This is a genomic window from Alcanivorax xiamenensis, assembly GCF_009846745.1.
GTDB lineage: Bacteria > Pseudomonadota > Gammaproteobacteria > Pseudomonadales > Alcanivoracaceae > Alloalcanivorax > Alloalcanivorax xiamenensis.
Map to the genome: position 1 here is coordinate 232804 of NZ_AQPF01000003.1, position 26470 is coordinate 259273.

Annotated in this window: 22 protein-coding genes; 9 read left to right on the forward strand and 13 right to left on the reverse strand. The window is 62.9% G+C overall.

The genetic code is table 11. The annotated features are described in order from the left end of the window. Positions 1 to 42: 42 nt before the first annotated feature. Positions 43 to 1032, reverse strand: a complete 990-nt coding sequence (locus A6D6_RS03885) for an aldo/keto reductase (protein ID WP_159659989.1) — start codon at positions 1030 to 1032, stop codon at positions 43 to 45. A gap of 136 nt (positions 1033 to 1168) precedes the next feature. On the opposite strand from A6D6_RS03885, the gene A6D6_RS03890 reads away from it, so the two are divergent. Further along, the gene (locus A6D6_RS03890) at positions 1169 to 2083 is read left to right on the forward strand and encodes a LysR family transcriptional regulator (RefSeq protein WP_159659990.1); all 915 of its coding nucleotides are present in this window, start codon (positions 1169 to 1171) and stop codon (positions 2081 to 2083) included. Between the two features lie 261 nt (positions 2084 to 2344). Here A6D6_RS03890 and A6D6_RS03895 read toward each other — a convergent pair whose 3' ends face one another. The 5 genes from A6D6_RS03895 to A6D6_RS03915 form a co-directional block, all read right to left on the reverse strand. Then, on the reverse strand, positions 2345 to 4342 hold the full coding sequence (locus A6D6_RS03895; protein ID WP_159659991.1) for an acetoacetate--CoA ligase: 1998 nt from the start codon (positions 4340 to 4342) through the stop codon (positions 2345 to 2347). Positions 4343 to 4467: 125 nt separating this feature from the next. After that, the gene (locus A6D6_RS03900; protein ID WP_133491685.1) at positions 4468 to 5838 is read right to left on the reverse strand and encodes a TRAP transporter large permease; all 1371 of its coding nucleotides are present in this window, start codon (positions 5836 to 5838) and stop codon (positions 4468 to 4470) included. Between the two features lie 18 nt (positions 5839 to 5856). Then, positions 5857 to 6465: a TRAP transporter small permease subunit gene (locus A6D6_RS03905; RefSeq protein ID WP_159659992.1), complete on the reverse strand. Its 609-nt coding sequence runs from the start codon at positions 6463 to 6465 to the stop codon at positions 5857 to 5859. A gap of 89 nt (positions 6466 to 6554) precedes the next feature. After that, complete coding sequence (locus A6D6_RS03910) at positions 6555 to 7640, reverse strand: TRAP transporter substrate-binding protein (RefSeq protein ID WP_159659993.1); 1086 nt, start codon at positions 7638 to 7640, stop codon at positions 6555 to 6557. A gap of 219 nt (positions 7641 to 7859) precedes the next feature. After that, positions 7860 to 9272, reverse strand: coding sequence for a sigma-54 interaction domain-containing protein (locus A6D6_RS03915; protein ID WP_159659994.1), 1413 nt, complete (start codon positions 9270 to 9272; stop codon positions 7860 to 7862). Positions 9273 to 9552: 280 nt separating this feature from the next. On the opposite strand from A6D6_RS03915, the gene A6D6_RS03920 reads away from it, so the two are divergent. From A6D6_RS03920 to A6D6_RS03935, 4 genes are read left to right on the forward strand one after another with little or no spacing between them, the layout of a single operon-like run. After that, positions 9553 to 11094 (forward strand): acetyl-CoA acetyltransferase, encoded by a 1542-nt coding sequence (locus A6D6_RS03920; RefSeq protein ID WP_159659995.1) that lies wholly within the window; start codon positions 9553 to 9555, stop codon positions 11092 to 11094. 36 nt (positions 11095 to 11130) lie between these two features. Next, a complete protein-coding gene (locus A6D6_RS03925) occupies positions 11131 to 11919 on the forward strand; it encodes an enoyl-CoA hydratase-related protein (protein ID WP_133491680.1) in 789 nt (262 codons plus the stop codon). Between the two features lie 22 nt (positions 11920 to 11941). Further along, on the forward strand, positions 11942 to 13120 hold the full coding sequence (locus A6D6_RS03930) for a CaiB/BaiF CoA transferase family protein (RefSeq protein ID WP_236563968.1): 1179 nt from the start codon (positions 11942 to 11944) through the stop codon (positions 13118 to 13120). Continuing rightward, a complete protein-coding gene (locus A6D6_RS03935; protein WP_133491679.1) occupies positions 13117 to 13773 on the forward strand; it encodes a glutathione S-transferase family protein in 657 nt (218 codons plus the stop codon). Before A6D6_RS03930 ends, A6D6_RS03935 begins: the two co-directional genes overlap by 4 nt. Here A6D6_RS03935 and A6D6_RS03940 read toward each other — a convergent pair. Then, a complete protein-coding gene (locus tag A6D6_RS03940) occupies positions 13747 to 14103 on the reverse strand; it encodes a DUF6694 family lipoprotein (RefSeq protein WP_133491678.1) in 357 nt (118 codons plus the stop codon). The two genes, A6D6_RS03935 and A6D6_RS03940, sit on opposite strands and share 27 nt — an antisense overlap. Positions 14104 to 14271: 168 nt before the next feature. Here A6D6_RS03940 and A6D6_RS03945 point away from each other — a divergent pair, with 168 nt between their 5' ends. After that, positions 14272 to 15168, forward strand: a complete 897-nt coding sequence (locus A6D6_RS03945; protein WP_159659996.1) for an ATP-binding protein — start codon at positions 14272 to 14274, stop codon at positions 15166 to 15168. Positions 15169 to 15298: 130 nt separating this feature from the next. On the opposite strand, the gene A6D6_RS03950 is transcribed toward A6D6_RS03945, so the two are convergent. The 3 genes from A6D6_RS03950 to epmB form a co-directional block, all read right to left on the reverse strand. Next, a complete protein-coding gene (locus A6D6_RS03950; protein WP_159659997.1) occupies positions 15299 to 17377 on the reverse strand; it encodes an EAL domain-containing protein in 2079 nt (692 codons plus the stop codon). Between the two features lie 93 nt (positions 17378 to 17470). Further along, positions 17471 to 18409, reverse strand: a complete 939-nt coding sequence (locus A6D6_RS03955) for a cyclic-di-GMP receptor FimW-related protein (RefSeq protein WP_159659998.1) — start codon at positions 18407 to 18409, stop codon at positions 17471 to 17473. Between the two features lie 244 nt (positions 18410 to 18653). Then, the gene (gene epmB, locus A6D6_RS03960) at positions 18654 to 19682 is read right to left on the reverse strand and encodes an EF-P beta-lysylation protein EpmB (RefSeq protein ID WP_159659999.1); all 1029 of its coding nucleotides are present in this window, start codon (positions 19680 to 19682) and stop codon (positions 18654 to 18656) included. Positions 19683 to 19713: 31 nt separating this feature from the next. On the opposite strand from epmB, the gene efp reads away from it, so the two are divergent. Together efp and epmA are read left to right on the forward strand one after the other, a co-directional pair. Next, entirely contained in the window at positions 19714 to 20283 is a 570-nt protein-coding gene (gene efp, locus A6D6_RS03965) for an elongation factor P (protein ID WP_022993939.1), read from the forward strand. Positions 20284 to 20317: 34 nt separating this feature from the next. Continuing rightward, the gene (epmA, locus tag A6D6_RS03970; protein WP_159660000.1) at positions 20318 to 21256 is read left to right on the forward strand and encodes an EF-P lysine aminoacylase EpmA; all 939 of its coding nucleotides are present in this window, start codon (positions 20318 to 20320) and stop codon (positions 21254 to 21256) included. On the opposite strand, the gene A6D6_RS03975 is transcribed toward epmA, so the two are convergent. Beyond that, positions 21188 to 22150, reverse strand: a complete 963-nt coding sequence (locus A6D6_RS03975) for an alpha/beta fold hydrolase (protein ID WP_133491672.1) — start codon at positions 22148 to 22150, stop codon at positions 21188 to 21190. The genes epmA and A6D6_RS03975 overlap by 69 nt on opposite strands. A gap of 143 nt (positions 22151 to 22293) precedes the next feature. Then, a complete protein-coding gene (locus tag A6D6_RS03980) occupies positions 22294 to 22722 on the reverse strand; it encodes a MarR family winged helix-turn-helix transcriptional regulator (RefSeq protein WP_159660001.1) in 429 nt (142 codons plus the stop codon). A 362-nt stretch (positions 22723 to 23084) separates the two neighbouring features. On the opposite strand from A6D6_RS03980, the gene dapA reads away from it, so the two are divergent. Further along, entirely contained in the window at positions 23085 to 23963 is an 879-nt protein-coding gene (dapA, locus tag A6D6_RS03985) for a 4-hydroxy-tetrahydrodipicolinate synthase (protein WP_133491670.1), read from the forward strand. Positions 23964 to 24008: 45 nt separating this feature from the next. On the opposite strand, the gene A6D6_RS03990 is transcribed toward dapA, so the two are convergent. Then, positions 24009 to 26396 (reverse strand): penicillin acylase family protein, encoded by a 2388-nt coding sequence (locus tag A6D6_RS03990; RefSeq protein WP_159660002.1) that lies wholly within the window; start codon positions 26394 to 26396, stop codon positions 24009 to 24011. Positions 26397 to 26470 lie beyond the last annotated feature (74 nt).

Genomic DNA, 26470 nt, shown 5'->3' on the forward strand with positions numbered 1-26470 from the left:
AAAAGGGCAAGCAGGCGGGACGCAAGTAGTGTGAACAAGGCCCTAGTTCCCCACGGTGCGCATGCCTTCCTCGCCGTAACGTTCGCCAGCGGCACCGTGGCGGGGAAAGATCGCATCCAGTTGCGCCAGTTCGTCGTCGCTCAGCCGCACCTCCAGCGCCGCCAGATTCTCCCGCAGATAACGGCGGCGTTTGGTGCCGAACAGCGCGATCACATCCTCACCCCGGGCCAGTACCCAGGCCAGCGCCAGCTGCGATGGCAGCACCTGTTTCTGTTCCGCCAGCGCATGCACCTGATCCACCAGGTCCAGATTGCGTTGAAAATTCTCACCTTGGAAACGTGGGTTGTGGCGACGGAAATCCCCTTCCTCGAAATCCCCCGGCGAGCGGATCGCGCCGGTCAGGAATCCCCGGCCCAGCGGGCTGTAGGCGACGAAGCTGATGCCCAGCTCACGGCAGGTACCCAATACCCCGTCTTCCGGATCACGGGTCCATAGCGAGTATTCGCTCTGCAACGCGCTGATGGGGTGGACCGCCTGCGCCCGGCGCAGGGTTTCCGGCGCCGCCTCGCTCAATCCCAGGTAGCGGACCTTCCCTTCCCTCACCAGATCGGCCATGGCGCCAACGGTGTCCTCGATCGGCACTTGCGGATCCACCCGGTGCTGGTAATACAAGTCGATGGTGTCCACGCCCAGACGGCGCAGGCTGCCTTCCACGGACTGGCGCACGTAATCCGGGCGGCCATTGATACCACGGGCGTGCGGATCCGAGGGATCGCGGACAATGCCGAATTTGGTGGCCAGAAAGGCCTGATCACGCTTGCCGGCGATGGCGCGCCCCACCAGTTCTTCATTGGTGTGCGGTCCATACATGTCGGCGGTATCGATCAGGGTGACGTTCTTCTCCAGAGCCGCGTGCAAGGTGGCCATGGATTCCCGGTCGTCCCGATCACCATAGAAGTCACTCATGCCCATGCAGCCCAGGCCCAGAGCCGAGACCAGCGGACCGTCCCGGCCCAGTCGTCGTTGTTGCATCTTCGAACTCCTCGACGGATAGGTTCTTTGCAATGAAAGAAAACAGACCGGCAAAGTGTGTTCGTTCAATCCTGGCCGATAAACAGGTATTCGTGATTAACTCTGTTCATCATTTCTGAACAGTGGCGATCGTCTCATGGACCGTCTGCGAGCCATGGAAATTTTTGTCCGGGTGGTGGAAGCCGGTAATTTCACCCGGGCCGCGGAAACCCTGTCACTGCCCAAAGCCACGGTAAGCACGGCGGTGCGGCAACTCGAAGACCATCTTGGTGTCCAGTTGCTGCACCGCACCACCCGGCGGGTGTCCCTGACTCTGGATGGGAGCGCTTACTACGAGCGCAGCCTTCACTTGCTGGAGGAACTGGCGGACACCGAGGCGCTGTTCACCGACGGCCACCGACCGGCCGGGCGGCTCCGTGTCAACATGCCGGCCCGGCCGGCACGGCTGGTGATCCTGCCCCGTTTGATGGCGTTTTCCGAGACTTATCCGGACATTCACCTGGAATTGGGCATCAACGACCGGCTGGTGGATCTGGTCCAGGAAGGCGTGGACTGCGCGCTGCGCGTAGGTGAGTTATCCGACTCCAGCCTGGTGGCCCGTCGTCTGGGCTACCTCACCGAGATCAGCTGCGCCTCGCCCACTTACCTGGCCCGGTACGGCACACCAGCAACCCCACAAGACCTTTCCCGTCACCAGGTGGTCAACTATCACTCCGGCCGCACCGGCCGGCCGCTGCCTTGGGAATACACCGAGCACGGCCGGGTCCACGAGTGCCAACCGGACGGGTGCCTGACCGTGGACAATTCAGAGGCTTACATCAGTGCCGCCCTGGCCGGCTTCGGCCTGGTGCAAGTGCCGCTGTACAGCGTCCGCCCCCATCTCGACAACGGCGAGCTGGTGGAAGTGCTGGCGGACTATCGGCCGGTGCCGAGCCCGGTGTCGGTGGTGTATGCGCACCACCGACACCGCTCATCCAAGGTCCGGGCCTTCGTCGACTGGCTGGAGCAGACACTGCGCGACCTTCCCGGTCTGGAGCGTCATCCTCGGTAACGACCAGGATGAATGCAGGCCGACATCGCGATCCGCGGGCCACTGTTTTCCCATGGTTTTTGGAATGGCGCCAGACGTCGGACGCTGACACGCCCGCACGCGGATTCGCTGGCAAGCTCGCTTCCCACAGCGACTTCGTAGGTCCCCCGTGGGAAGCGAGCTTGCTCGCGAATACAGTGCGGATTCATGTCTACAAGGCCGCGTAAGCGGGTCATGGGTTTGGCGTGTAAGCGTGCCAGCGAGTTGTGGGACAGCAGCGGCTCACGAGCCGCGATCTTCCAGCAGGTTCGCCTGACGCAACCGGTCACGAATCCGATCCAGTGCCTCCGGGTTGGCCAGGGCATCGCGATTATCGCTACGGGCGGCACCGTTGAGCAGCGCGGCCACCGCCAGTTCCACCTTCTTACCGCTGCGGGTATAGGGAATATCCGGCACCGCGATAACGTGCTTGGGAACGTGACGCGGGCTGGCCCCCGTGCGTATCCTTGCCCGCAGACGCTGTATCAGTTCCTCGCTCAGTTCCCCGTCGTCATTCGCCACCACCAGCAGCACCACTTCCACATCACCGTCGATCTGACGCCCCACCACCAGACTGTCCTTGACCCGCCCCTCGGTTTCCACCTGACGATAGATCTCCGCGGTGCCGATACGCACACCACCGGGATTCAAAGTGGCATCGGAACGACCGTGAATCACCGCGCCGCCGTGTTCGGTAAAGTGAATGAAATCGCCGTGTGCCCAGACCCCGGGGAAGGTTTGGAAATAGGCGGCACGATAACGCTCGCCCCGCGGGTCACCCCAGAACGCCACCGGCATGGACGGCAACGGCTGTCGGCATACCAGTTCACCCCGACCTTCGCTGACCGGTTCGCCGTCGTCCCCGTAAGCCGCCGCGTCCACGCCCAGGAAACGGCACTGGATCTCCCCCCGGCGCACCGGCAACAGCGGCGTGGCGCCGACAAAACAGCCGCAGATATCGGTGCCGCCAGCGATGGAACCGAGCAGCACACCGGGCGCGCCATCGGCATAGACCCAGTCATAATCCTCCGGCAGCAACGGCGATCCGGTGGAGAACAACACGCGCAGAGCGGACAGGTCGAGCGTCCTCGCCGGCGCCAGCCCGGCCTTGCGGCATCCCGCCAGGAAGCGCGCACTGGTGCCAAAGTGAGTGACCCGTTCGTCCGCCACCCGGTGCCACAACATGTCCAGATCCGGATAACCGGGCGAGCCGTCCACGGTGATCACCGCCGCACCGGTAAGCAAAGCTGAAGCCTGCCAGTTCCACATCATCCAGCCGCACGTGGTGAAATAGAGGAAACGGTCCTCCGGCCCGACATCGCCGTGCAACATCAATTCCTTGGCATGGTTGACCAGTAACCCGGCGGCGCCATGGACGATGCACTTGGGTTTACCGGTGGTGCCGGAGGAGTAAAGGATGTACACCGGATGATCCGGCGGCAGCGGCGTGAACGATGGGGCCTGGCCTTCGCCCTCGGCCAGCGCCGCTGGCCAGGAGGTGACCAGATCACCGGCCACGGCCGGCTGATCCGGCAGTTGTTCGACGCTGACCACGCAACGCAAGCCCGGCAGTTCCCTGATCAACCCGGCGAAGTCCTCCTGACGCGGGAATACCTTGCCGCCGTAGCCGTAACCGTTCACCACGATCAGGGCGGCGGGTTCAATCTGGCTAAAGCGATCCAGGATGGCGCCGGTGCCGAAGTCCGGGGAGGCGGAGCTCCAGATTGCCCCCAGGCTGGTGGCCGCCAGCATCCCCACCAGAGCTTCATAACCGTTGGTCACCACCGCGGCGACACGATCCCCCCGAACAATGCCCCGGGCACGAAGAAAGGCTTCCAGAGCCCCCACATCCGCCTTCAGTTGCGCATAACTCTTGCGCAATACCGGCCGGGTTTCGCAATAGGCCACCACCGCCTCACGGGCGGCGTGCTCTCCTTCCGCGAAACGCAGCAGATTGGCGGCGAAGTTCATGCGCATGCCGGGAAACCACTCGGCGCCGGGCATGCCATGACCTCCCAGCACCCTCTTGGCCGGCACCTCGCATATCAGCCCGCAATAGTCCCACAGCTGCCGCCAGAACGACTCCAATTCCTCAATCGACCACTGATGCAAGGCGTGATAGTCGGCAAAGGGGCCAAACCCCCGTGTTTCCAGCCATGTTTTGAAACGTCCCATCTGACAGTTGGCCAGGGTATCCGCCGAAGGGGACCAGACCATCGGGGAATCTTCCATCTTGCTCATTCATTTCTCCTATTAAAAAACGTCATGCCGGACTCGATCCGGCATCTCCTTCCACGGAGCCACGCGCCCTGCGGAGGGAGAGCCCGGGTCAAGCCCGGGATGAAGGGGTGTTTGTCAGAGGTGCCCTAAGGCCCGCCGTAGATTTCGTTGGGTAGCCAGGTGGCCAGCGGCTCGAACCAGAACACCAGCGCCAACCCCAGCAGTTGCAACAGAATGAACGGCAATACACCGAGATAGATATGGCGCGTGGTGATCCCCGGCGGGCACACGCCCTTGATATAGAACAGCGCGAAGCCCACCGGAGGGGTCAAAAACGAGGTCTGCAGACACAGCGCGAACAGAATGGCGAACCACACCGGCTCCACGCCCAGGGAGAACACCACCGGCGCCACCAGCGGCAGAATGATCAAGGTGATTTCCACCCAGTCCAGAAAAAAACCGAGCAGGAACGTGACCAGAAGAATGGTCAGCACAATACCGGTGGTGCCGAACGGCAAACCGGTGATCGCCGCGCGGATGACATCATCGCCGCCCAATCCGCGCAGCACCGCCGCGAACACCGTGGCGCCGATGAAGATGCCAAAAATAAACGCCGTGGTACGGCTGGTTTGATAGAGCGCGTCCCTGAGCACCGTCATATTCAGACGCCGGCTGAGCAACGCCATCAACAGAGCCCCCGCCGCGCCCACGCCAGACGCTTCCGTCGTGGTGGCGATACCAAAAAAGATCGAGCCCAGCACGGCAATAATCAGCGCCAGCGGCGGCACCACCGACAAGAACAGATCCCGGACCGCGCGCCCGTCCAGACGTTCCTGATGTTTCGGCGCTGGCGCCAGATCCTTCTTCAACCACGATGCGGTGATGATGTAGAGGATGTACATCGCCCCCAGCATCATGCCCGGGATCAAGGCCCCCATGAACAGTTTGCCGACGGAAGCCGCGGAGGTACCCAGGCGATCCGCCATCAACACCAGCATGATGCTCGGCGGCACCAGAATACCCAGGGTGCCCACCGAACAGGCGGTGCCCACGGCCAGCGATTTGTTGTACTGGGCCTGCATCATCGGTCCCAGCGACAACATGCCCAACAACACCACGGAAGCGCCGACGATGCCGGTGGACGCCGCCAGCAGAATGCCCACCACCACCACGGTGATCGCGTACCCGCCGCGCAACGGCCCGAGTACCCGTACCAGACTGTGCATCAGTTTCTCGGCGATGCCGGAGCGGTCCAGCATGATGCCCATGAAGATGAAAAGCGGTAGCGCCACCATCAGTTCATTGGCCACGATGCCGTATATGCGGGCATCCAGCACGCCGATGGTTCCGGCCCAGGTGAACCAGAGATCGGCGTCGAAATACTGAATCAATACACTGCCAATGACAGCGAACAACAGTCCCACGCCCGCCAGCGCCCAGGCCACGGGGAAGCCCAATAGCAGCAACCCCATGAAACTGGCGAACATGGCAATAACCAGAGTTTGTTCCAGACCCATAATAGTGGTGCCTCTCGATCAAGGGTGGGGATGAGCACCATCGTGTTCATCCGTGCCGGGCTGGATTTGACGAGGAAAACGGAACAGGAAAGTGGCGCAGCGCAATCCCCGGGAGAACAACGCCACGGCCACCAGCATCAACCCCAGAGGCAAAACGCTTTTGAAAATAAACCGGTGCGACAGCCCACTGGGGGCCTGGGAGCGCTCGCTGAAGGTGTAGGCCTTGTAGGCGTAGGGCACCAGCGCGTCGATCATCAAATAAAGAATCGGCAGGGCCAGCAGGACGATGGCCACCAGTTCGATCCACCCCTGGGCTTTCAGGGAAAATTTTTCCCGCAACACATCCACTCTGACGTGATCGTCCCGCACCACGGCGTAGCCCAGGGTCAACATCATGGCGGCGCCGAATAAGTGCCAGGACAATTCTTCCAGGGCGATGGAGCCCTCATTCATCACGAAACGGCTGAACACATTGCTCAACACCACCGCCAGGACGGCCAGCCAGAGCCAGGAGCACAGACGCCCCACTCCGGCCACGAACGTATCCAGCCGCCAGGACAACCGGTTGTAAGGCAAGGCATTGGCCGCGGGAGTGGCGGCAGCGGGAGAAACGGGCTTGTCGGTCACGATCACCTCTGCATCGGATAGCAAATGACGTCGGCAGGCACCGGACAGTGCCTGCCCCGGGGTTATCCGGTTCGGGTCAGTGGTACTGCTCAGTCGTACTGATAGAAGTCCCGCGGCAGATACCCTTTGCTGTGCCAGATGGCGTGGTGCTTCATGAAATCACGTTGACTGGTGAGCACGCGCTTGAACATCGGGTTCTTGGCGGCCATGTCATCGAGCACCTTGTTGGTGACCTTTTCCAATTCGCGCAGCACCGGCTCCGGCAGGGTCTGGGCGGTTACGCCTTCCTTCTCGTATTCGCGCAGGGCGGAGGGCTGCGCCCATTCGCTCTGGGCAAACCCTTTAAGAACAGCGGATTCGCAGCCCATTTCAATCAAGGCGCGGCTTTCCGGCTTGAGCTTGTTCCAGGCGTCCTTGTTCACCAGCAAATGGGAGGTGGTGAGGGTCTGGTGCCAACCCGGCATTACGTAGTTCTTTATGATCTGATCCAAGCCCAGCATCTTGTCGATGGCGGGCTGGGAGAACTCAGTGGCGTCGATGGTCTTGCGTTCCAGCGACTGATACAGCTCGCCGCCCGGGATCATGGTGACCGAGGCCCCCAGTTCTTCCAGCACCTTGCCGCCGATACCGGCGAAGCGGATCCGCAGTCCGTCGATGTCCTTGAGTTCAGTGATCGGCTTGGCGAACCAGCCCGCGCCCTCGGGACCGATGATGCTGCACAGCATCGGGTGGATGTTGCGCTCGTCGTAAATTTCTTCCAGCAGCGCCTTGCCGTCACCTTCGTAATACCAGGCCAGATAGGCCGGCGGTTCCATATTGAACGGCGCTCCGGAGTACAGGGGCAGAGCCGGAATGGTGCCCTGATCGTAGCCGACCCAGGTGTAGCCCGCCGGGTACTTACCCTCGCTCACGGCGTCCATGATTTCAAATGGCGGCACCAGTTCGCCGGGCTCGTAGTAACGCAATTGAATGTCGCCGCCGGAAATCGCCTTCAGATTGTCAGAGAGGTGTTTGATCGGAGTGGTCAGGCCGACCAGGTGGGAAGGAAAAGCCAGTGGTACCTGCCAGCGTATTTTTTCCTCCGCCGCCACCTGACCGCTGATCAGACTTGCCGACATCAGAGCCGCGAAAGTGGCGCCACGTCCGAGATTCGAGAGCTGTTGCTTGATCGACATGGAGAGAATCCTTCTTGTTGTTGTGCGATTGTCTTGGTGGTTGTTCCCACCTTCCGCGCACACCAACTAGCAGGCACCGTGCCAGACAAAAAAACCTTTACAAAACAAAGAGATAGAGATTCCCAGTTGATCCTTCCAGGGAAAAATGTCCTGAAATCCGGACAAAGCCAGACAAACGTCGAACGAATCTGTCCTGAAAAAAGAACATCTGTCCTGATATCAGGACAGTTTGTTCAGCTTTTCATACAGGGCCGAGCGGGAAATCCCCAGCATCCGCGCCGCGCGGGAACGATTGCCACGACAGGCCACCAGCGCCGCTTCGATCGCCTGAAGTTCCGCCTCCGCCAGCACCTGGGCCAACGGACGGGCCGGATGCGCCGCCCCCACCGGTTGCAGGCGGCCGCTTTTGCGCGGCAACACCTTGAAGATGGCATCGGCGTCCAACAGGCCGGTTTCCTCGCCCATGGTCAGCCCCCGTTCAAGCACGTTTCGCAGCTCACGAACGTTCCCGGGCCAGTCATAACCGCTGAGAGCCGACACCGCGGCATCGGTGATCTCGGCACGCAGTTCCAGACCCGCCCCGATATCCTCCAGGATCGCTTCGCACAGCACGCCCAGATCGGGCAGGCGCTCCCGCAACGGCGGGATGGTGATCTCCAGCACATTGAGCCGGTAATACAGATCCGAGCGGAAGCGGCCCTCCGCCATCATGGTTTCCAGATTACGACTGGTGGCGGCGACGACCCGCACGTCCACTGGCGCCACCTTGTTGGACCCCAGAGGTTCAATCTCCCCTTCCTGCAGCGCCCGCAACAGCTTGGCCTGCAGCGCCAGCGGCATGTCACCCACCTCATCCAGAAACAGGGTGCCGCCATTGGCCAATTGGAATTTGCCGTCACGGGCGCGCCGGTCGGCACCGGTGTAGGCGCCGGGAGCCACGCCAAAGAACTCCGCCTCCAACAGATTTTCCGGTATCGCCGCCACATTGACGCCGACGAAGGGACGGCCCGCCCGGCGTGACAACGCGTGGATGGCCTGGGCCAGCACTTCCTTACCGGTGCCGGTTTCCCCCAGCAACAACACCGGCGTATCCCGACCCGCGGCCAGGCGGGCCCGGCGTTTGACCTCCAGGGCCGCCGGACTGGCGCCGACGAAATCCCCCAGGCTGTAACGGGTGCCCCGATTCTTCCTCGCCAACGCCTTGCGGGCGGCCACCAGATCCTGGTGCAAGCGGCGGTACTTGCTGACCAGCGGCGTCAGTGGCTGCAGGTCGTCGTACAACACAAAAGCCACCGCGCCCATGACCCTGCCGCCATCATCGAAGTAAGGCAGCCGCGTCACCACCAGTTGCTGGGACTCGTACTCCATGATGTCCAACAACAGAGGGCGGCCGGTTTCCACCACTTCCGGCATGCGCGTCATCGGGATCACCCGGCGCACCGGTTCACCGATCACCGCCGCCGGATCCTCGATCCCCAGCAACGAGGCATAGTTGGCATTGATCCAGGTAATCCGTGCCTGCCGATCCACCGCGATGCCCCCGGCGCTGGCCTGCTCGAACATGGGAAACAGAGCTTCGATCAGGTCGCGGGTCAACCCGCTCTTATCGTTATTGCTGAACAGCTGTGTCATGCAAATACCGCCGGAGACACTCATGGATGGACCCACGCCATCGCGGGGCTGCGGCAGGCGGGATTGCGGAAAGTATAGGGGGGCGGCATGAACAGGGTAAACGCCGACACAACCGGACGCAGCCGGATGAAAGGTCCGGTTTGGAGCAATTTCGTCTGAATCGACGAATATCCCCAATCCTCACTAAGGAACACTCAAGGATGGATTTGCTGGGGCTGTCGCCCAAGCCACATCGAAAATCGCTCCCGGCGATTTTTTATATCGAAACAAAGGATTCTACATGAGCAGTCCCGACCCGCGCTGTCTTCCCGTCCTTGTGGGCGTGGGTGAAGTGCTTGATCGTCCCCGTCATCTGGAACGGGGACTCGAGCCGCTGGCGTTGATGGAACACGCCTTGCGCCAGGCGGAACAGGACAGTGGCGCGCCCCTGCTGGATCAGCTTGATTCGGTGGATATCGTCTATCAATTGTCCTGGCCCTACCCCGACACCGAAGAGCAACTCCGCCAACGGTTGGGACACCACCCACGGCGGGTGGAACTCGGCCCCATGGGTGGGGAGTCGCCGTTGCGCTACCTTCACCAGGCCGCACTCGCCATCGCACGGGGCGAATACCGGGTGGCGGCGGTGGTCGGCGCCGAATCCCGGCATACCACGGAACGGGCGGCGAAACAGAATCTGGATCTGCCCTGGCCACCGCGTGATCCTGCGCCGAAGGTACGGCGCGGCAAGGACATTCTGCATCCGCTGTCGCTCAAGCACGGCATTCTGATGCCGCCCACAGTGTACCCATTTTACGAAAACGCTCTGCCTCACCGCTATGGCCAGACGCCCCGCGCGGCCATGGAGGAGTCCGGCCGTCTGTGGGCGCGAATGGCCCGCATCGCGGCGAACAATCCCCATACCTGGTCCGAACGCACGCCGAGCGCCGAGGAGATCATTACCCCGACAGCGGAAAACCGGGCAGTGGCCTGGCCGTACACCAAATGGCAGGTGGCCAATCCGATGGTCAATCAGGGCGCCGCCCTGCTGCTGACCAGCGCCGCCGTGGCCGCGGAAATGGGCATTCCCGAGAAACGCTGGATCCACCTGTGGGGTGGAGCGGCGGCGGTGGAGCCGGAGGATTATCTGCAACGGGATCAGTTCCACCGCTCCCACGCCCAGGACACCGTGCTGGAAACCGTGCTGCAGTGGGCCGGCGGCGACGTTGGCGGCTTCCGCCATATGGAGTTATACAGCTGCTTTCCCTGCGTGCCCAAAATGGCTCGCCGCACGCTCGGTCTGGACGAGGATTTCCAGCCCAGCGTGACCGGCGGCCTGAGCTTCTTCGGCGCGCCGATGAACAACTACATGACTCATGCCGCCGCCGCCATGGTGCGCCGCCTGCGTGACAGTGCCCCGGGCGAGGGGTTGCTCTATGGCCAGGGGGAATATGTCACCAAACACCATGCCGTGGTGCTTTCCAACCGGCCGCCACCGGCACCGCTGGCCGAGGACTACAGCGTCCAGGCGCAAGCCGATGCCCGCCGCGGACCGGTGCCGCCCCTGCGGGAACGCTATCAGGGCCCGGCCACGCTGGAGACGTTCACCGCGCTATTCAACCGTGCCGGCGAGGTGGATTACGCCGTGGTGCTGGCGCTGACACCGGCCGGCGAGCGTTTGATGGCCCGGGTTCCGGGCACCGACCGCGCCACCCTGGAAGCCCTGCTCGACCCGGAAAACAGCCCCATTGGCCTGGCCGGGGAGGCCATGCCGGGAGAAGGCGACCTTCTGAACTTCCGCGTGACCTCGCAGCGGACGACCAACACCAGAGAGGCTGTATAGCCGCCAACCCCCAAGACCTGGATGAGAAACACACACATGACGGATAACACCAATAACGCCGTAACCCTGGAACGCCTGGGTGATCACATTGCCCTGGTCACGCTCAATCGCCCGCAAGCCCGCAACGCCGTCAACGGTGACGTGGCCCAAGGGCTGGAAGCCGCGGTCAAAGCCACCGAAGCGGACAACGACATCCGTGCCGTGATCCTGCAAGGCAGCGGCGACAAGGTGTTCTGCGCCGGCGCCGACCTCAAGGAAATCTCCGCCGGCAACGCCCACCGGCTGGTTACCCGGGAAGGCGGTTTCGCCGGATTTGTGCATGCGCCACGCCGCAAGGTGTGGATCGCCGCGCTCAATGGTCTGGCCCTGGCCGGCGGCCTGGAAATCGCTCTGACCTGTGACCTGCGCGTGGCGTCCCCCAGGGTGGCGTTCGGTTTGCCGGAGGTGAAACGCGGGCTGGTAGCGCTGGCCGGCGGTCTTTACCGCCTGCCCCGTAATCTGCCCCGGGCCATCGCTCTGGAACTGATCGCCACCGGCAACACGCTGGACGCCCAGCGCGCCTATGACTTCGGCCTGGTAAACCGGCTGGTGGAAGCGGATCGGGTTCTCGACACCGCCCGGGAACTGGCCGAAACCATCGCCGCCAACGCGCCGATCGCGGTGCAGGAAAGCCTGGTCATCGCCCGCCTTACCCACGACCTGGACGAGGCCGCCCTGATCGCCGCCGGCGACAAGGCCCGCGATTATCTGGTGACCACCGAGGACTACAAGGAAGGGCCGCGCGCGTTCATCGAGAAACGGGAACCGGTCTGGAGCGGCCGCTGATCGCCCACTCTTCGGGAGATTCATGATGTCCCAGAGCATGCTCGAGGGCATACGCATCATCGACATGACAACGATGATCTTCGGCCCTTATTGCACCCAGATGCTGGCCGATCTCGGCGCCGACGTGATCAAGGTCGAGGCGCCCGCCGGCGACCTCATGCGCATCGCCGGCAATCCGGCGAAAACACCGGGCATGGGGCCGGCGTTCGTGACCACCAATCGCGGCAAGCGGTCGGTGGTGCTGGATCTGAAACAGGAACGGGACCGGCGGGCGCTGGCGGCCCTGCTGGGTGACGCCGATGTTTTTATTCACAACGTGCGTGCCGATGCCATCGCCCGACTCGGTTTCGACTACCCCAGCGTCAAGGCGCTGCGCCCGAACATCATCTACGCTCACTGTGTCGGCTTCGGCTCCAGCGGTCCCTATGCCGGCCTGCAGGCTTACGACGACGTGATCCAGGCCGCCAGCGGCATGACCGATCTGGTCGGCCGCTACGACGGCGATGGCGGCCAGCCCCGCTATGTGCCTTCGGTGATCGCCGACAAGGTGGGCGCCTTGTACGCCAGCCAGGCGGTGCTGGCGGCGGTGGTGCACCGGCTGCGCAGCGGCGAAGGCCAGCAGGTGGAGATCCCCATGTTCGAGGCCTTCACCCAGTTTCTGTTCCAGGAACACTTGTTCGGCCACGCGTTCGAGCCGCCCACCAGCGAGGACGCCGGTTACTTCCGACAGCTGGACCCGCACCGCAATCCCTTTCCCACCGCCGACGGCCACATCAGCATCGTCCCCCACAACGATCATTGCTGGCTGACGCTGCTCGACCTGCTCGGCTGCCCCGAGCTCACCGAACGGCCGGAATTCAGCAGCCAGCCCGAGCGCCGCGCCAATATTTCCCTGCTTTACAAGGAAATGGCGCAACGCACGCCGCAAAAAACCACCGCCGAGTGGATGACACTGTGCCGGGCGTCGTCGATTCCGGCCATGCCGGTGTGCGCCTTCGACCGCGTGTTGCAAGACCCGCACTTGTGGGCCACCGGCCTGTTCCAGCGCCGCCACCACCCCAGCGAAGGGGATTACGTGGAAATGCCGCTGCCCACTCGCTTCAGTGCGCGGGCGCCACAACCGGCCCGGCCGGCACCACACCTGGGTCAGCACACCGATGAAGTGCTGGCCGAATATAAAATCACGGAGCCCCCGCGATGATCACACTGTACCACTGCCACAACGCCCGCTCGTTCCGCTGCCTGTGGGCCCTGGAAGCGCTTGAATTACCCTACCAACTCAACATGATGCCGTTCCCGCCGCGTGTTGAATGCCCGGATTACTTGCAGCAAAACCCGCTGGGCACCATTCCGCTGCTGGTGGACGGCGACACCCGCATGACCGAATCCTCGGGCATTGTTCATTATCTGGTAAGCCGCTATGGACCGGATTCGTCACTGGCACTGTCGGCGGACCATCCCGAATACGGCGCCTGGATCAACGGGTTGTACTTTGGCGAAGCCACCCTGACTTTCCCGCAGACACTGGTACTGCGCTACACCCAACTGGAACCGGAAGAACGGCGACTGCCGCGAGTGGCGGAGGATTATACGCGCTGGTTTCTATCGCGTTTGAAAGGTGTGGAGAGGGCTCTGAGCGACCGCGACTGGCTGTGCGCCGGCCGCTTCACCGCCGCCGATATTTCCGTGGCCTATGCACTGCTGCTGGCGCAGCGACTCGACCTGTCCCAGTACTTTCCGCCACGCGTCAGCGCCTATTGGCAACGGGCTCAGCAGGAGCCCGCCTACCTGCGGGCCCAGCGCTCCCAGGACCGGCATCAGCCATCCTCAGCCGCCGTTAATCCGCTGGTGTAGTTCGCGCCCGGCCGCCAGCACCTGCTCGGCGGTCATGCCCTGCAATCGTTGTGGGGCCACATCCATAATAAGCTTCACCGACTGGTCGAACTCAATGCGTCGTTCTTCCGGCAGTGACGAGCGGACCCGGCCCAGGGATTCTTGCAGGGAAACCTCGGTGCGGGTATCCAGCACCGGCGCGCTCCGGCCGGAAGAGCCGGCCTGATCCGCACTGGCGGCGTTATCGGAGGCCACATCCGCCGAAGCATCCGCGGATGGATTATCGGACGGGCCACAGCCCGTTACCAGCGCCACCACGATCATGGCGGCGGGTAGTTTCCAGATCGACATGTTGTTCCTTAGCTACTTCCGCACGATTGTCGAACCGGCTCAGAATAGCGCCGGCGGAGAGGTTTGTCTGTCGTATTCGCGCTAGTATTAGGCGGTTTTCAGGTAACCGCACCAGATCAGGTTGCGCCATCATAGGAGTTTCATCCTAGCCCCATTGACGGAGTCATCATGTCTCAGGATTCACCCTCGTCCAACGAGGCGCTGCTGGCCGCTTTGCATCACCAGCTCGGGCGCATCGCCAACGCTCTGGAAACCGCCACCGGCACCGCTCCGGTGTCCTTCCCCGAAGAGGCGTCGGCCTATCGCTGGGAACGCCGTCAGGGGCCGTTCGGCGGCGGCCGCCTGGTTGCGATCGAGAATCCCGCGTTGATCCGCTTCGACGATCTGCGCAACGTCGACCGCCAGCGACAGGCGATCGAACGCAACACGCGGCAATTCGTCACCGGCCGCCCCGCCAACAACGTTCTTCTCACTGGCGCCCGGGGTACCGGCAAGTCATCACTGGTGAAGGCCTGCCTGCAAGCCTTCCAGGATGAAGGACTGCGTCTGATCGAAATCGACAAGGAAGATCTCGCCGACCTGCGCCAGGTGGTCGCCCTGATCCGCCAACGCCCGGAACGCTTCATTCTGTTTTGCGACGATCTCTCGTTCGAGGAAGGAGAAGGCGGTTACAAGGCGCTGAAAACCGCCCTGGACGGTTCGCTGACCGGCGCCGCCGCCAACATGCTGATTTATGCCACGTCCAACCGCCGTCATTTACTGCCGGAGAAGATGAGCGAGAACCTGGAGGCCCGTCCTGGCGAAAACGGCGAGATCCATCCCGGTGACACCACCGAGGAAAAGGTGTCGCTGTCGGAGCGGTTCGGCCTGTGGCTGAGTTTCTATCCTTTTACCCAGGACGATTACCTGCGCGCCGTGGACCAGTGGCTTCACTATTTTGGTTTCAACGATGCGGAAGCGGCGGCGTTGCGCGACGAGGCGGTGCTGTGGTCCCGTACCCGCGGCGCCCGCTCCGGACGCATCGCCTGGCAATTCGCCCGCGACCAGGCCGGGCGGCGGGGCTGATCGCCCGTGGACATTGATACCCCACAGTTGGAAGAACAGCCCTGGACGCAAAACTGTTCGCCGGCAAGCCAGCTTCCCACAGCCGCTTCGTAGCCCCCTGTGAGAAGCTGGCTTGCTAGCGAATACCGCGTCACTCCTCCTCGGCTTCCGTCACCAGCAACGCCTCCGTGGGCGCCTGCAGGTAGTAACCCTGCAGGTAATCCACCCCGCCCAGAGTCCATAGCGCCTGCATCTGCGCGGCGGATTCAACGAATCCGACCACCGTGCGGCACCCCTGCTCGCCGGCCCGTTTGACCAGATCGGCGAAACGGTCACGGCTTTCCGGTTTGCCCAGTTCCTGGGTGAACGACCCCTCGAACTTGACCATGCTGGCGGGTAAATGCTCAAGCAATTTGAACGGGTCCAGACTGCCACCAAACCGGCTGATCGACAGACCACAGCCCAGTTTGCGAAGGTCCCGGCCAAACGCCGCCGCCTGCTTCAAGTGATTCACCGCATCCCCCTCGGTGAGCTGGAAGGTCACCTGGGCCGGGCGTAACCGCGCCGCGCGCAAGGCTTTGGCCAACCAGTCCACCAAACCGGCTTCGCCCACCGAGAAGCCACTGAGGTTGATCAACAGCCCCGGTACCCGCGATTGTGTCGCGGCGGCGCGCATGGCGTTCAGTATGATCCAACGATCCACCCGTCCGGCCATGCCCATTTCCGCGGCCACCGGCATGAACTCGGCGGCGGCCAGAGGCTCCCCCTGGCGTTGCGGCATCTGCACGAACACCTCGAACAGCTGCTCACGATCATCGTTCAGGTTCATCAGAGGTTGATAGCGCAGTTGGAACCCGTTGTGCTCCAACGCTTCGCGCAGACTCAGCACGATCGCCTCCCGAGACCCGGAAGCGACGTCGTCCATGGGATCGTGCACCTTCACCGCGTTACCCTTGCCGCCGTTTTCGCGCTGGGCCTGATGGCAGCATTTCAAGGCCAGTGTCAGGATCGAGTGACTGCTGCGGGCATCCTCGCGGGCGAAAGCCAGCCCGACACTGGCACTGATATGAACGGTACGGGAAGCCACTTCCGGCATCAGTCCGGCGATGCCGGTGCACAGCGACTCCGCCATGGCACGCGCCTCATCGATGTCGTTGACCGGCCGCAGCACGGCAAAGTCCTCACCATCCATGCGCGCCAACTTGGCGTCGGCGCAATGCCGGCGCAGCCAGTCCGCCACCGCCCGCAACACCTGATCCGCGTTCTCCACGCCCAGAGCGGATTGGTGCTGCTCGAAGTCATCCACCCGCAAATACAGCACCGCCGCCAGTTGCCCCTGGCGGACCGCCTCCGCCACCGCCTGGTCCAACTGCTCCATGAACCAGGAACGGCTGTACAAGCCGGTGACCTGGTCGGTCTGCACGATCTCATCCAACCGCGCCTGAATCGCGTTTTCATCCACCTCGCTGACGCGAATCACGATCTGGGTACAGGTCTCGCCGTCATAGGTACTGGGGGAGAACACGAAGGTCGCGTCGAACTCCTCGCCGTCGGTACGCAGCCCCCGGCATTGCAGTTCGTCGGTCTGACTGGCGTCGGCGGCGCGGCCACGCAGCAACTGCTTCAGACGGGCGTGGTCGCTGGCGGAGATCAGATCCATGATCGGCACGCCAGCCAGATCGTCCGCGCTCTGATAGCCGAACATCGAGACATAGTTGTCATTGGCGTGAATATGCATGCCGTCGAGGACATAGGCAATGGCGTCCCGGCTCTGGTCCATCAGCAACGCCAGCCGCTTTTCCGCCTCGTGGCGAATGATCTCCGAGTGTTGCAATTCCCGGCGCAGACGCAGGAACTCGATCATCCGGTCCACCATCAACATCAGCAGTTCGCGATCGTCCACCGGCACCACCGCCCGGGCGCCCGCCATCATGGCGGTACGCACCCGGTCCGCCGAGTAATCATCGCACAGCAGCACCACCGGCAAGGCCCGCCCCAGGCGATTGATGTGCTCCAGCGCCCGCTCAAAGCTGCCGTCGCCAAAACGGGGCCGGCACAGCATCAACTCCCAGGTGCCGCCCTTCAGGGCCTGGGCCAGATTTTCATCGTTCAGGGCCAGATGGGCCCGGGTAGCACGCCCGGCATTGCGCAGGGCGTTCATCAGTTGTTCCGCGTCGTCCTGGGAATCGTGCGCGATCAGCAGGCGAAGGGTATCGAGAGCGTAACTCATCGGCGCATTCACTCATCCATTATTCGTAGATGAACTATTGTGCCTGACCCTTTCGGGTTCTCCAAAACGATCCTTCGATCGTGTGAAAAAGGATCAACCGCAATCCTGCGCGGAGGGTCTGGACACCGGCCCCGGTTCCCAGGCCCAGCGCAAATGGTCGTGCAAACGCCGCGCTTCGTCACCGCCGCGCCGGGTCAGCGCCGCCGCCAGCGGCCGGGGGTCGAAATAACGCGTGTTGAAGCCGCCACCGGAATCGGCGCGGGAAGGCGGCCGGTCGGAATCCAGCTCCACCCGGAACAAGGCCCGTCCTTCCAGCGGCTCCAGGGTCAGCCAGCGAGCCCATTGCGCGGCCGCCCGATACAACGCCAGCACGGCGGGTCGCGACAAGGCCCCCGGTTGAGCGCTGGCCAGCAGCACCAGACGGCCGTAGGTCACCGCCACCGTGGTTTCCCGCCCCGGCCAGTCCACGTCATCCACCGCCATGGCCTCCAGCTCTTGGTGCTCGGCTACCGCGTAGAGCCGGTGCAGACGCCGCCACAATCCCGGCTCCGGGGGACGGTGCAGCAGCAAATACAGCAACAGACCGTGCCCCAGTTGCTCCAGGGTCCGTTGCAGCGCCACGGCCGCGGCCTGACGCGATGGCAACCCACGCCCCGCCAACACCGAACGTGCCACGCCCTGATACCCCAGCGCCAGGCGATCATGCAGGCGTACCCCCAGATACAACACTTCCAAATCGGTGCCGCGCGGAGACAACGGTAAATTGAGTAAGTCACCGTCCAGAGCCTGACGGCATTGCCGGACTCGTGGCCGGCACAATTCCAGCAGGGTCATCCGCAAGGGGGCCTCCGCCCGCAGGCGGCAAAGATCAGAGAGCACCGCGGCCAAAAGCTCCACGCTTTCCAGCGGGTCCTCCATGGGTAACTTCGCCAGCCAGGCGGCCAGACGGCGGGGGCGGTGATTGGCGAACGGCAAGCGATCCAGGTCCGGCGCGCGTTCCTCGGCCGGTATGGTCCAGATGACCTCATCCATGACGGTGCTTCCCCAACAATTCGAGGCCCTTGATTCAGGGCCTCTTGATTCGAGCTTTGCGGCGTAACCCAACAATTATTTGTGACTCACATCACAGAATTTAATTGAATAAAAAGAAAATGTAAAACTCGCCACGGCGCCTGGATTAATGCCGCCCCACCGTTGTGGCACAACCCGCCCGGCATGACGTTTTCATCGTCTTTGGGTTTAGCGTGCTGGCGTGTTGCGTGTATGCGTACTGGACTCACCCCGCCAATACCGTCTTGGCGTCCTCCCCGGGCTCCTCCCGCGCCAGCCGCGGCACCAGAAAACCAGGCAAGCGCCCACGCATTTCCCGCACCAGCGCCAGGGCCCGCCGGTCGTCCACGGCGAAATGCGCGGCGCCGGCCACCGCGTCCAGCTGGTGCAGGTAATAGGGCAGCACCCGCGCCTCGTGCAAGGCCTCGGACAAGTCCACCAGGGCATCGCTGTCGTCGTTCACCCCGGCCAGCAACACCGACTGGTTCAGCAGGGTGACCCCCGCCGCGCCAAGATCGGCACAGGCCACCGCCAGTTCTGGAGAGATCTCCCGGGCATGATTGGCATGAAACACCACCGTGGTACGCCAGCGCGGCCGGGCCAGCAATTCGATCAGTTCCTGATCCAGCCGGGCCGGCAGCACCACCGGCGTGCGCGTGTGCACGCGCAGCCGGCGCAGATGCGGCAAAGCCGCCAGTTCATCCAGCAACCGCCGCAACCGGTCGTTACTCAAGGTCAGCGGGTCACCGCCGCTGAGAATCACTTCCTGAATATCCTCACGCCGCGCCAGCCAATCCAGCGCCGCCCGCCAGCGTCCGCCGCTGAGATGGGTCTGATAGGGAAAATGACGGCGGAAACAATAGCGGCAGTGCACCGCGCAGGCGCCGGTCACCACCAGCAAGGCGCGCCCGTGGTACTTGTGCAGCACCCCCGGCACCGGTGTATGCACGCTTTCATCCAGCGGATCCGGCCCGTAGCCCGGCACCTCGCGGCGTTCATCGCGGTGCGCGAGCACCTGCCTCAGCAGCGGATCCTTGGGATTGCCCTTTTCGATCCGGTCCAGATAGGCCCGTGGCACGCGCAGGGGAAAATCACTGTCCGGATCGGCCCCGGCGGCCAGTTCGGCACGGTCCAGTTCCAGCAGTTCGCAGAGGCGGTCCAGATCAGTGACCAGATCCGCTTGCTGCCGGCGCCACTCCGGCACCTGCCAACCGTCGGCCTCCTGCGTTATCATGGCCAACCTTTGTAACGCCATCGAAAGATTCCTGAATCAACGGAAAGGGTTTATGGCCAACTATTCTACCAGTGAATTCAAGTCCGGCTTGAAAGTGATGCTTGATGGGGACCCCTGTTCCATCATCGAGAACGAGTTCGTCAAGCCCGGCAAGGGCCAGGCATTCAACCGGGTCAAACTGCGCAACCTGAAAAGCGGCAAGGTCTGGGAACGGACCTTCAAGTCCGGGGACAGCCTGGAAGGCGCCGACGTCATGGACGTGGAGATGCAGTATCTCTACAGCGATGGCGAGTTCTGGCACTTCATGGATCCGCAGAGCTTCGAGCAAAAAGCCGCCGATGCCGCCGCCGTGGGCGACGCCAAGCAGTGGCTGAAGGAAGAGGACCTGTGCGAAATCACCCTCTACAACGGTGAACCGCTGTCGGTGTCCGCGCCCAACTTCGTCGAGTTGGAGATCGTGGAAACCGATCCCGGCCTGAAAGGCGACACCGCCGGCACCGGCGGCAAACCCGCCACCCTCACCACCGGCGCGGTGGTCCGGGTGCCGCTGTTCGTGCAGGTGGGCGAGGTGGTCAAGGTGGACACCCGCACCGGCGAATACGTCGGTCGGATCAAAGGCTGAGCATCGCCTGGCCGTGTCCTGACGCCGGATAACCATGTCATCCCGGATCTGGCAGCCCGCCGCCTCCCTGGAGGCCATGAAAGCGCGCGCCGAGCTGTTGAGCACGGTGCGCGCTTTTTTTGCCGACCGTGGCGTGCTGGAGGTGGAAACCCCCGCCCTGGCCACTCACGGCGTCACCGACCCGCACATCCATTGCATCGAAGTGCCCGGCTACGGCTGGCTGCAGAGCTCGCCGGAGTACCACATGAAGCGGCTGCTGGCCGCCGGCAGCGGCCCGATCTACCAGTTGTCCCGGGTGTTCCGTCACGGTGAGGCCGGCCCCCGCCACAATCCGGAATTCACCATGCTGGAGTGGTATCGGCCCGGTTTCTCTCTGGAACAATTGATCGACGAGTGCCTTGCGCTGTTAGGCCAGTGGCTCCGCTGTCCCCACACCATCCGCCCGTTCCGGCACCTGTTCGCCGAAGTGACCGGGCTGGATCCACTGACCTGTCCGCCAGCGGCGCTGGTGACCGCCGCCGTCGAGGCCGGCGCGCCGCACGGTCTGGATCACGGCCAGTCAGCGGACTTCCTGATGGCGACACAAGTGGAAACCGCCCTGGATCCGGCCACCCTCACCGTGGTCACCGACTTCCCCGCCTGGGCGGCGGCGCTGGCTCAGGTGCGGGAGGATGAGGACGGCGTGCCGGTGGCACGGCGCTTCGAGATTTACCACGGCGGCCTGGAGCTGGCCAACGGCTATCAGGAATTGACCGACGCCGGCGAGCAGGCCCGGCGCTTCGCCGCCGACAACCAACAGCGTGCCGGACACGGTGACCAGGCCATGGCACCGGACCCGCATCTTCTGGCCGCGCTGCAAGCCGGCCTGCCCCCCTGCAGTGGCGTGGCCATGGGGGTGGAACGGCTATTGATGGCCATCCACGGATACCGCGACATCCGCCAGGTGCTCACCTTCCCCACCCAGCGGGCGTGATGCCCCGGCGCGGCGCGCGGTGGCGGCAATCAGTTCTCCGACACGCGGCAACACGGCGGGTGGCAGGTCATGGCCCATCCCTTCCAGAATCGCCAGTCGGGCACCGGGAATCGCCTTGGCCGAGGCCTTGCCGCCGGCGGGGCGGATCAGCGGATCACTGCCCCCATGAATGATTTGCGCCGGGCATTGGACCCGGCGCAAATACCGGTTGAGGCTGCCGGTGGCGAGAATGGCCATGAATTGATTACGGATGCCGCGCGGATTCAAGCCACGTTCCCAACTCTGCCGAAACGCCCGCTCCAGGTCCTGCTGATCCTGCGGCAGGGTGCCGCCGATCCTGCTCATCATGTCACGGCCAAACGCCAGATACTGGTCCAGGGTTTCCACTTTCACTTTCGGCGCCACCAGGGTCTTCAACGCCGCCGGCTTCGGTGGCGGCAGAAACGGGCTGTTATTGCTGGACATGATCGAGGTGAGGCTGAGAACCCGGTCACTCCGGGTCGCCGCGGTCAGCTGCGCGATCATGCCGCCCATGGAAGCGCCCACCAAATGCGCCCTGGCAATGCCGAGAGCATCCAGCAGGCCGACGGTATCCGCCACCATATCCACCAGCGTGTACGGCGCCGCCACCGGCATCCCCAGCATATAACGCGCCATAGCGCCCACCGGCCCCTGCCGGATCGGCGCGCGAATGGCGGTGGACATCCCCGCGTCCCGGTTATCAAAAGCGATCACCCGGTAACCGCGTCGCGCCAGATCATTCAGCAGCGCCTCCGGCCAGAACACCCACTGGGCGGACAACCCCATGATGAACAGGATCGGCTCGCCGTCCTCGGGCCCGCGGGCGTCGTAGTACAGCTCCATACCATTGCTTTTGATGATTCCGGATGACACCTGGACGCTCCTTAGGACCTGTTCACACTACTTTCGTCCCGCCCCCGATCTCGGAGCGCCGACGCGATAACGGATTAAAGGGTAAGCAAGGCCGGGAAGGTCAACAAGCCATCCCCATCGGTTTGGCCCCGCCGGCATGGCCTTCAGCCTTCATCTTCCTGCAGACAGCGACGCAGCAGCCGCGTCAGGGAGGCCTGATCGGAAGCGGACAACGGCTCACAGAGATGGTGCAGCGCGCGCCGCTCGATGCGGGCGCAAAGAGATGCCGTGCTCAAACCCTTGGCGGTCAGCGAGACCCTGGCGGCGCGGCGGTCCAGGTCATTCACCTGGCGTTCCACCAACCCCTCTTCCACCAAGGCGGTCACCAACCGGGTCAACTGGCCCTTGTCCCTGCCGGAGCACGCCGCCACATCGCGCATCCCCATCGCCCCGCGCCGTTGCAGCAGCAACAGCACCTGCACCGCCGGTGGCGGCAAGCGTATGCCCTCGCGGCGCAACCCGTCGCGCAGCTCCCGACGCAGACGGATCAACACGCCGTCCAGAGCCTGAGACAGCTCATTCAATACATCCAAGCCGAATTCCTCCTGCCGCGGTTCCCGATCGGCCCCGTCACCATCCGAAATTATTGACCAAGTCTATCAAAGCCCCCATCGGGAAGCGCGCGACGCCGGCAATCCCGATTGACCGATCGTTCCGGCCACTGCTAAAGTCGGGCCTCGACAGTGTCAATTCAGACTCACACCGATGCACCCGACTTTCTCCAATAAACGCCAAGCCAAGAAACGGACCTCCGATGTCCGGGCCGGGTGCCGCATGGAAGAAGTCTGAATCACCACTGACGTCAGATCTTAAACAAAACCCGGTCGCGGATGGCGCGACCGGGTTTTTTATTGCCTGCCAGCGCCCCCGATCCTTAACACAAGGAATTTCCGATATGTTTGAAGGTTCCCTGGTCGCGCTGATCACTCCCTTTCAGGATTACCGGATCGACGTCCCCGCTTTGCGGCGCTGTCTCGATCTGCATCTGACTGGCGGCACCGAAGGCCTGGTGATCGCCGGCACCACCGGTGAGGCGCCCACTTTGTCAAAGCAGGAATACGGACAGCTGCTGGAGGAAGTGTGCCGATATGTGGCGGGCCGGCTACCGGTCATCGCCGGCGCCACGTCCTACGATCCCATAGCCGCGTTGCAGTGGGTGAACATCGCCCGGGAGTGCGGCGCGGATGCGGCACTCTGCGCCACCGGATTCTATAACCGGCCCAATCAGGAGGGGCTGTACCACCATTTCCGATACCTGCATGACAACAGCGACCTCCCCCTCCTGATTTACAACATTCCTCCCCGCACCATCGTCGATATTCAACCGGAAACCATGGCACGCCTGGCTGTCCTGGAACGGGTGATCGGCGTCAAGGATGCCTGCCGCGACCTGGCCCGGCCGGCGCAGGAACGTGCCCTCATTGGCGACGACTTCATCTGGCTTTCCGGCGATGACTGCACTTCGGCGGCCTATAACGCCATGGGGGGACAGGGCGTGATCAGCGTTATCGCCAATATCCTGCCCCGCGCAAGCCGGCAATTGCAGGACGCCTGCCGCGACAACGACTTCGCCACCGCGACCCGCTTGCAACAAGCACTGACTCCGTTGATTCAGGCATTGAGCCTCGCCCCCAATCCGGCCGGCGTGAAATACGCCTGTTCCTTGCTGGAGTTGTGCACGGAGGAATGCCGGCCGCCAATGATGGCGCTGGACGAGCCTGGCCGCCAGGCGATACGGGCGGCGCTGGAACCGTGGTTACAGGAGGATTGGTGAAAGGCAGCGAGGCGCGGACGGTCGATCCGTCCGCGCCGTCGCGTTTTACTGGCTCAATTCGGTGATGGAGATGCTCTGTTGCTTGATCTGTTCCTCGGTGAACGGGAACTCAAGCCATGTTTTCTCGGAATAATCCTCGGTGGCCTCGCTGTAATAGGGGCTGGCCGGGTCCGTGGTCACCGCGTGAGTGAGCATGGTGTAAGCCCGCACCGGTTCGCCTTCCGGGAAGTCCACCACGTGCATGTAGGTGTTGCGCAGCACCGTGAAGTAGCCTTCATAGCCTTCACCGCCGAACTGTGGAATGTCGGTGCCAGTCTTGGCGTACTTCTGCCAGTCACGGACCTTGGCGTTCAGAGCCACGCCGGAGTCCACCACTTCCTGCACGGCCTCGGAGAAAGCGGCTTCCACGGCGGCAACCACATCCGCGTTACCGGTATTCAGACCATTCGGTGTGTGTATCGGATCTTCCGCGTTGAACGGATTGGCGTAAAGTTCATCCTGGTTGCGGATCTTGAGCCAGAACGCGCTCCAGATATGAGCACCAGCCGCATCCAGGTTGCCGGTGTTATCCCAGTTAGTCAGTACGGTACAGGCTTCAGCTTCATCGGCGGTATCACCCGGGCAAACCAACGGCAATACATCCGCTTTCAACAGTTCGGCGCTCAGGTTACGACTGTTCAATACCAGATCCCGGATGGTTTCACTGCTGGCATTACCGGTGCCAAGCCCGCCATTTCCGAGTGCCGGATCCTCGACCAGAATATGCCCCATACGGGTACGCAGGCTTTGCTCATAGTCTTCCTGGCCGATGATGCCGGCATAGCCGGTCAGCGGCTGGTCCGGGCTGCTCAGCCAGTAGCTGTCGTTCATGTTGGCGATGTAATCCGTGGTCAGCAGCATCGGCAGATTGGCCGGACCGAAGGTCCCCGGCGCGGCGGAATCCCCATCGGTTTTCCAGTCGCATTCGGAACGGCTGCCATCCAGCAGCGGCAGCCCTGGTACCGCCTGCATGATGACCGGCCCCAGGGTGGGCACCAGGCAACCCGCCAACATGCTGTCAGGGACGTTGGGAACCGCGGTGACGTCGGAATACAGTGCGTTGCTGTTGTCACGGCCGATAGCGGAGGTATTCACCCAGGGGATACCGACGTACTGTTTGATGGCGGCGACGAACTCATCCAGCGAGCCGGCATGGCCGAAGGCGAAGAAGTTCTTGAACGAGCGAGTGTTCTCCAGGTTCACGTCACGCAGCGTGAACGCCTGGCTGGTACTCCAGGCCAGCGCCGGATGCAGCGACGACAGGTTGATCATCGGACCGTACTCGGAACGATACAGCGTGCGGGACACCGGCGCCAGAGAACCGTCCTCCTGCAGCACCTGAACGGTGATGGTTTCCTCTTGCAGCGGCTGCTCCACGCCATCCTTGATGTAGGTGGTCGGGTCGGCGTCCTTCAAGGCGAGACGATAAAGCGTGAACCGCCGCGCGGTGGACACCGTATGCGACCAGGACACATTGTTGTTGAAGCCCAACAGCACCATGGGCGCGCCCATGATGGACACCCCGGCCACATCGAGTTTGCCCGGCAAGGTCATGTGCATCTGATAAAAGCGATCCACGCCTTCAAGATACCAGTGTGGATTGGCGAAATTCAGCGACCGGCCATCCTCGGTGTAATCGCCGCCAAAGGCATAAGTGTTGCTACCAATACCGAATTCACGCCCCAGTTGGAACCGCTCCGGATCCAAATCGATCTCGCCGTCACCGTCACTGAAATTACCGCGCAGACGCTGCTGCTCCGGCGCTGAAGGGGGCGCCGCCGCAACGATTTCCTCGACCCAGTTGGCGGAACTGGCCGCCAGATTCAGTGCCACCAGACGGCGGAACACCGCCTTCTCATCGATTTCGTCAAGCCATTCCGCGTCACGGCAATCAGCATGGCGACCGGCATGCTGGCCCGCCTTGATTTCATTCAGATAGCGGTTATAACCCACCGCGAAGCCATCGGACAGATCGCGCATTTCCCGCGGTTGCTCCGCCATGAAATCCTCGACCTGCTGGTCATTGACGACAAAACGGAAGAAGAAATCCGCTTCCAGATTCGACGGCGTCCCGAACGTCCCCGTGACCGCCGCCGGGTCATCCGCGCCGAAATACCGTGACCGTTCCCCACGGAAAGTCACATAGGCGTCCGCCAGTACACACAGGTTATCCTCGGCAATGGCATAGCCGTGGCCATACCCAAGGCCACGATAGTCGTCAGCACTGATATGAGGGATACCCTGGGTGGTGCGCTCGATGGTGGCGTTGTAGGAAATCGAGGACCGATTGGAAGAGGAATCACTGCCACAGCCGCTCAAGGCGACCGCGACGGATAACACGCAAGCGGCAGACAAACTGCCCCTGTAGCGACGATAAAGGTCAGGAAAAGGCATTACAGCACTCCCATTCTTGTTATTAAGACAGCGTTATTGAATAACGGAGTCTAGGGACGTACCGGCAGGTAGGC